Here is a 5,664-nt window from a genome sequence, read left to right as displayed (position 1 = left end):
TACTACTATAATCGTATAATAGGAGTTCCCCAAATTAGCGTAAGAACCACTTTAGTTTAGCAGTCACAAGCCCTACTTAAAGAACTATAAGGTCTAAGGTTTTATTTAGTATAGTTAATACACGTATCTCGGCCGTACCCCATTTGGGGATAAGAAGCCTTGAATTTCTTGAGCAAATAGTTGCAATTCATCTGATACAGAAATAGACATACAAAAACGCCATCCTTTCTTATGATTCTACAGAAAGAATAGCGTATTTTTTTATTTTAGGGGGGATTTTGTTTTATTAGCTTGATAGTGATGTGGTTCTACCCCTCATATAAAAAGAGAAAATATTCACAATGAATTTTCTTCACAAATCCTTCCTTTACCTTGATTAGTTATAAATTTTATAAAAACATCCTAATTTCAATTTGGAAAAATAACCAAAAATGTTTAATGCTTACTTTTACATGCGTTATAATATATTATAAGTTTGACACGACTATAATTAGAAAATGTATTGGGGGAAGAAAATGAATTACAAACTACTCATTATTTTTCTATCTAGTATATCTATTTTTTTAGCAGGATGTGAGATCAATAATAAGACGAATATAAATAAAAGTGAGGCACCGTCAGCAGCAGAAGTATTAAAGGAGAACAAAGATGCTGATATATTCATGTTTAATGGTACTGTTTATAAAACGAATATTGAATGGATTGATAAGTTAAATCTAACGAAGAATAAAGAAGTAGGGGAGATTGAAAGCAATTATACTCTCGATTCAAATAATTCATTTAAAAATAAAATGTCAACTAAACTTCCGATAGGAAGTAAAATCTTCTCTACCCATGAAAGGAAAGATGTATTAATTGTCAAAACTAATGAATTTGAGAAGAAATATTATGCATTAACAGAAGGTTAATAATCAAACATATTTTATGAACACCAATGCCTTTCAATTCTAGACGATAGACATTGGTGTTTTATCTTACATCACTTAATCTCTTCTTATTTACTTAAAATTCCGATGTCTCTCTTTAAATCTTCTAACTTCTTACTTGATATATTATCAGTTATCTCCCCATTCACATCATTTGAAATAGAGATAGTTGAATTATTTATGGTTACATCCATTTTGAAAGTGTCCTTATTATACTCAATTAAATTACTCTTTAAAGTTGCAACTTCATTGGCATCAATACTAATTAAATATGGTTCAATTGCCCTTAAGTATATATTATTTTCAGGGTTAAAACCTTTCTTTAAGAATACAATATATTGCTTATTATATTCTGGTTCAATAAATGAAGGGTCTTTATTTTCTAATTTATGGATAGTCACCTCTGAGGGTTCCTTTATTAAAATACCTTCTGGAGAAACGACTTCATCACCAGATGTTTCTTCATACTCAATTGTTTCCGAATATCTGTGATTAACTCTTATATCTTTAGTTTGTAAATCTCCTTTTAACACTTCATCAACTGTAAAGTTATATAATCTTCCTTCAATATGATGATCGGTAGCTTCTTTGTTTAAATCATCAGGATTACGAGCCATATTCCATGAGGAATCAAAACTATTATATGACCCTAAAACAACTACATCAGATTGTTCAACCATATTGGATAGGTCACTTGTTGTCTTAAAATCATGTGATACTAATAGATTTTTCTTCTGAACTTGTTTTTGTAGAGAGTTTTCTTTTGTAGAAGCAGAAATCTTCTCATTGTTTTGATTATTTTTTTCGTATAAGTAAGCACTACCACCAATTAATATAAAAGTTGATAAAATCATTAATACTTTTTTCTTTTTACCCATTATTCTCCCTCTTTCTTATATCCTAATTTTAGAATTTAAATCCATAAATGGACTTAATACCATTTAAATCATCAGTTTGGGGAGTTGTAATTTTAGTTCTATCTCGAGAACTATTCATAATAGAGGTTCCCGATACATGATCTAAACCTAAAGAATGGCCTAATTCATGTACCCCTGTACTTTTTGCAACAGAAGAAACTTTTACTGCATTATCATTTTCAAAGCCCTCAAATTTCGTTACCATTTTATTAGAATTAGTAGTTGTTACCATTTTTCCATAATATGAGCTATCTGCATCAGTGAATCTAGTCAAGTAATTTACTGATTTTGAATCATAAAAAAATCTTACGTTCTCTTTCGTTGATGTTCTCCATGCTGATGCTGCGTTAGTCCATCCCGTTTTTATAACACCATCTTTTAGGCTAGCTCCCCATTTGTACGAAATAAAAGACGTACCAGCAAAACGCCAACCTGTTTTACTGTATGCTGAAGCTGTACTCTGAAATATAGTAAATACTAAAACAAAGGACAGTAGCATACCAGCAAGTTTCGACTTTAATTTCAATTTAAGTCCCCCTTTTATAAAATTTTTCAAACAATTATATTTTATAACAAAATATTCATAAAATATAGTATTTTTTGTATCAAAATGACATTTTTGTAGTTAAATACCATTTATGTATATAGGTACTATCGATGGAGAAGATAGCTGCTTGTTTAGAATATGGGTGTTTTTGCCCATCCCCTCGAAAAAACAATACTATAATTAAGGAATGTCCTGAACGTACTAAAAGAAGAGGATTGCTCCTTTTTCTTTTCCTTAATAACTAAATATCTATATTGAAGAAATAACGTAAATGAAGTAAATAAAGTAATATAAGAAAATATGTTTTTAAGATGGAGGAGGGACAGATTATGAGAGTTGAGGAAGTGATTACCTCTGATAATAAAACTGGTTATATGTTGGTAAATCGGTATGGGAAAAAGGATAGATTAAGCCGTGATGCTTTATCTATCCTTTTTTTATTACAAATACTCATGATTAATATTCAGCGTGTGTATTTTATAGTTTTATTTTTTGATATTATATATTTTGCCCATTTAAAAAATTCAAATTAGGGTTGTTGCATTTCAAAGGTGGTTAACTATTGTATTTGAATTTTTATAAATCTGCTTGATAAACCATATATCTACCACTAGCAAGTGTAACGAATACTTGATTCTCTTTAATTTTTACTGCAGTACCGTGAGAAGTATAATGGTTTAGTTTTGTTTTTGCTTTAACAGAAATTTTATTATTTCCATCAACCTGAACCAAAAGCATCTGACCATTGGAACTAATTACTATTGCATGTTTATCCTTGAGAGCCACGACTTTATTCCATTTATAATTCTTATATTCTTGATCAGTCAGTTCTGCACTATCAATCTTTTTTCCGTCTTTAAAGAGGGCGAATTTTGAACCTTCCCCAACAGCTAACATAGTACCATCAGAAAGTTTATCAATTGACATAATATCATCTCTTGTTGATCCCCAATCCCCAGAGTTGATGATGTTTCCGTTTTCTAGCGACATGACTTGATAATTTCCTTTATCACCTACCATCCAGATTTGCTGTTTACATAACTCAATTGAATCGTTAATATTCCAATCATTTGGCCATTTTCCTGTTCGTGTTACGCTGTGAGAATCACCATCAAGAATAGTATAATAACCTTTATCGTAAACTAATAAAATCCTTCCATCCGGTAGTAGCTTAACAAATCTCGGATTACGTTTGTCCGATAGTTGCCCTTCTTCAACTAAACCTGCAGATGAATCTACAACTTTCCATTTTCCTAGTGTTCCCGCAATAAAAATGTTGCCATCAGATGTTTTTACCATGCCTTTTGTAGGAAAAGAAGGTTTGTTTTTTTCATGTGAAACCATTGATCCACCAGATTCAGTGCTTAATACAGCTAAATCACTAGAATTGCCAACAAAAATAGTGTCCCCATCGAGACCTACAGCACCCTCAATGGTGCCACGTCCATCCCAGCTATTACTCACAACACCGTACAGGCTCGCTGCACTTGCATTTGTAGGTAGTATAAGTAAAGCGCTTGCAAGTAATAACGTAGATAATTTCTTAAGTTTAATCATTTTTCCACCCCTATCAATAACGTTTAATAAACTTCATATCAATATATTAACACTATAGGTAATAAAAGGTAAATACTAAAATATATTTATTAAGGGTGTTTTTGCCCATCCCCTCGAAAAGGGGGGGATAAGAAAAGTACTTTTAAGAAGTGTCCCAGGGTATGTCTGCTTAAACCTATATATTATTTAGACTACTATATTTACTTAGTGTTATTTAGTACAATTTGATTGGATACCATTATTTATAGATTGGGGGATTGGTTTATGGATTATTCAAAAGATCAATTAGAAGAGGAATTAACGAGATCTAGTAAACATTATTCAGATTCAAAGTTTTGGGATAAAGTAAAGAAGTATGGTAAAAAAGCAGGAGCTAATGTGGTTTATGCGGTTTTATTATTGTATTACACTCTTCAAAAAGATACCGTTCCAATGAAGACAAAAGGGATTATCCTTGGTGCTTTAGGTTATTTTATTCTTCCGTTAGATTTGATTCCAGATGCTATTCCAGTGGTTGGTTATGCAGATGATTTAGGCACATTAGGAATTGCTCTTATGCAAGTTGTTATGTATATTGATCAAGATATTAAGGATTTAGCTAAAAACAAGTTATTTGATTGGTTCGGAGAAGGTGTAGATACTTCAGAAATAGATAATAAATTAGCAGGAAAAGAGAGCTAAAGAGAATAATTCTTTAGTTCTTTTTTATGAAAATCAGTTAGAATTTTCTTTATTTCAAATCCACACTTGCTATTCCCCCATTCCGAGGGGATGGGCAAAGAAACCCAACCTCGCATGTGGCAGGAAAAGGACCTGACCGCTTCTATGCACGGCCAGATGCTCTCGTCCTCCTCTAAAAGAAAGGGGTTTTTATGTCGGTTTTTAACTTGCATATATATCACTCATTTTATTGTCTCTTTACGATAGTGAGAGTTCCTTTGAGTACATATCATTAGAAACCTTTTTAAAATTCATTGGTTTGTGCATAAAAGAAATAGGTTCACTATCCCTAATATAAATGAGAAACTAAAATTTTCTTATTTTTCAGTCATATCGACAGAACACTGAAAGGCTTTTGTAATAATTATGAAAGACATTTGAAAGATATTTAAAGTAAGATAAGCTTATTGCGAATATATACGCAAACTACCTTATCAACTGTATATTATCTTTCTATTACCCTAAGTTAGAAAAATAAGACCGATCAAACCGAGCTCCCCCAAGCTCTTTTGAACTCAACAAAACCCACAGAAAACATTCTTGTTCTCTGTGGGTTTTGTTATTTTTTTGAGATTATTAAGAATAAGTTTCTTTAAATTACATCAATATGCATTTCAAAAAAGAAAGATTGTGGGACGCTAAAAATAAAAAGGTTATATTCACCATTATCAAAAACAATCGATTTTGTTACAAAACAAATTATTTTGCCCCTAACCACAGCTACGCTGGTATTGGGCCGAGAAACAATGAAAGGGTTTTGTAACATTTACGAAAGACATTTGAAAGGTATTTAAATTAAGATAAACTTACCAATATTAATTTAAATATGTTGGTAACAGTATATTTAGAAAGTAAGGGACGAAGCCATGAAAGAAAAGATAAAGAGAAGTATAAAAAAAATTTCCCCTGTAGGAATAGCAATGGGGATTGTATTCAGTTTCAACCCATTTACAAAACATAAAGCGAAAGCAGACGTTAATACAAGAGAAACGATTCT

6 protein-coding genes are annotated in these 5,664 nt (G+C 31.3%); 3 read left to right on the top strand and 3 right to left on the bottom strand.

The features are described 5' to 3' along the window. Window positions 1-515: 515 nt before the first annotated feature. A complete protein-coding gene (locus V7024_RS15380) occupies window positions 516-908 on the top strand; it encodes a hypothetical protein (protein WP_335521435.1) in 393 nt (130 codons plus the stop codon). Window positions 909-994: 86 nt separating this feature from the next. Here V7024_RS15380 and V7024_RS15375 read toward each other — a convergent pair whose 3' ends face one another. Together V7024_RS15375 and V7024_RS15370 are read right to left on the bottom strand one after the other, a co-directional pair. After that, window positions 995-1,804, bottom strand: a complete 810-nt coding sequence (locus tag V7024_RS15375; protein ID WP_335521434.1) for a cardiolipin synthase — start codon at window positions 1,802-1,804, stop codon at window positions 995-997. A 28-nt stretch (window positions 1,805-1,832) separates the two neighbouring features. Then, entirely contained in the window at window positions 1,833-2,369 is a 537-nt protein-coding gene (locus V7024_RS15370; RefSeq protein ID WP_335521432.1) for a matrixin family metalloprotease, read from the bottom strand. A 350-nt stretch (window positions 2,370-2,719) separates the two neighbouring features. On the opposite strand from V7024_RS15370, the gene V7024_RS15365 reads away from it, so the two are divergent. Next, window positions 2,720-2,923 (top strand): hypothetical protein, encoded by a 204-nt coding sequence (locus tag V7024_RS15365; RefSeq protein WP_335521430.1) that lies wholly within the window; start codon window positions 2,720-2,722, stop codon window positions 2,921-2,923. 43 nt (window positions 2,924-2,966) lie between these two features. Here V7024_RS15365 and V7024_RS15360 read toward each other — a convergent pair whose 3' ends face one another. After that, window positions 2,967-3,947 carry a hypothetical protein gene (locus V7024_RS15360; RefSeq protein WP_335521428.1) on the bottom strand — a complete coding sequence of 327 codons (981 nt, stop codon included), beginning with the start codon at window positions 3,945-3,947 and terminating at the stop codon, window positions 2,967-2,969. A gap of 264 nt (window positions 3,948-4,211) precedes the next feature. Between V7024_RS15360 and V7024_RS15355 the strand changes: the two genes are divergently transcribed. Next, on the top strand, window positions 4,212-4,628 hold the full coding sequence (locus V7024_RS15355; protein ID WP_335521426.1) for a YkvA family protein: 417 nt from the start codon (window positions 4,212-4,214) through the stop codon (window positions 4,626-4,628). Window positions 4,629-5,664: the final 1,036 nt, after the last annotated feature.

The sequence above is a fragment of the Bacillus sp. JJ864 genome (assembly GCF_036963045.1).
Lineage (GTDB): Bacteria > Bacillota > Bacilli > Bacillales > Bacillaceae_G > Bacillus_A > Bacillus_A pseudomycoides_C.
This window is presented reverse-complemented; position numbering and strand designations above follow the sequence as displayed.

Bases quoted from the DNA above. Each gene is read 5' to 3' on its own strand.
- V7024_RS15355 (WP_335521426.1), top strand. From the start codon at position 4,212: ATGGATTATTCAAAAGATCAATTAGAAGAGGAATTAACGAGATCTAGT.
- V7024_RS15365 (WP_335521430.1), top strand. From the start codon at position 2,720: ATGAGAGTTGAGGAAGTGATTACCTCTGATAATAAAACTGGTTATATG.
- V7024_RS15360 (WP_335521428.1), bottom strand. From the start codon at position 3,947: ATGATTAAACTTAAGAAATTATCTACGTTATTACTTGCAAGCGCTTTA.
- V7024_RS15375 (WP_335521434.1), bottom strand. From the start codon at position 1,804: ATGGGTAAAAAGAAAAAAGTATTAATGATTTTATCAACTTTTATATTA.
- V7024_RS15380 (WP_335521435.1), top strand. From the start codon at position 516: ATGAATTACAAACTACTCATTATTTTTCTATCTAGTATATCTATTTTT.